The sequence below is a fragment of the Nocardia sp. NPDC059236 genome, assembly GCF_042754085.1.
Lineage (GTDB): Bacteria > Actinomycetota > Actinomycetes > Mycobacteriales > Mycobacteriaceae > Nocardia.
On record NZ_JBHZAF010000104.1, the window covers coordinates 1 to 1,129 of the forward strand.

Below are 1,129 nucleotides of genomic sequence, written 5' to 3' on the forward strand. Positions count from 1 at the left end.
GGGTATGAGAAGGCGAGCGTGCGCCGGGAGTTTCTCCAGCGCCAGCGATCTCTTGGACAACTTCCCCCCGGCTTTGCACTCGCACCTGACTAGAGGTCAACCCTGAGGCAACGTCAGTGACGGCGGCCCAGGCATGTGTTCGCCACACTCTATGGTCGCGTCCGGGGACCGGATGGTTCCACAACTTTGCACCCTATGCACGGGCGAAAAAGGGGGATTTAAGCTGCCCAAGCGCCATTTGAAGTGTGCAAGAAGTGGCAGCTTTGTGACAAGCGACTTCTGATAGCTGCCCAAAACCGGTGTGAGAATGTGTGCCGATCGGACCGCGGTCCTGGCACCTTCCCGCCGGCGGGTGTGCACACCGCACCGGGGAGTCCTCGCTCAACCGCTCAGGGGGGAACGGCCGTTTGAGCACCATGCGCATCCTGCAAACAGTCGGCAGCGTGGTGGCGCTCCTCTTCGCCATGGCGTTCGGGCTCGTGCTCTACCTGGTGCTCTTCCAGGACGACGACGAAGGAGGCGGCGGCGGGCAGCTGGCGGCAGGCTCCCTGAAGGTCGGCAAAGGCGGCGTGCCCGCCGCCTACGCCGGACTCATCCAGAAGGCCGCCGAGGACTGCAAGGCCGGGCTCCCGGCGAGTGTCCTGGCCGCCCAGCTGCAACAGGAGTCAGGCTTCCAGGCCGATCCGGGAAAGAGCAGCGCGGGCGCCCTGGGCATAGCCCAGTTCATGCCGGGCACCTGGAAGACCGCCGGGGTGGACGGCAACAACGACGGCAGAAAGGACCCCCTCGACCCGCAGGACGCGATACCGGCGCAGGGCCGGATGATGTGCAAACTGCTGGCCACGGCCAAGAAGCACCCCGAATACGACGGAAGCCCCATCGAACTGGCCCTCGCCGGCTACAACGCCGGCTGGGGCAGGGTGGAGCAGTACCGCGGAGTTCCCCCCGAATCGTTCGCGAAGGGGGAGACCTACAACTACGTGAAGATCATCATGGGCAACGTGGCGGAGCTGACCGGACCCGACGGCGGCCTGTCCACCTCCGGATGGGCCCGCCCCGTGGACGGCGGCCCACTGGGAACCCCCTACCACCAGCGCGGCGGCTCCTGGTCCAGCGGCATGCACACCGG

Annotated in this window: 1 protein-coding gene; it reads left to right on the forward strand. The window is 66.3% G+C overall.

Annotated elements, in window-relative coordinates:
* Positions 1-416: 416 nt before the first annotated feature.
* Positions 417-1,129 (forward strand): lytic transglycosylase domain-containing protein (locus ACFXIV_RS48215; RefSeq protein ID WP_379421578.1); only part of this gene is annotated, 713 nt, incomplete at its 3' end.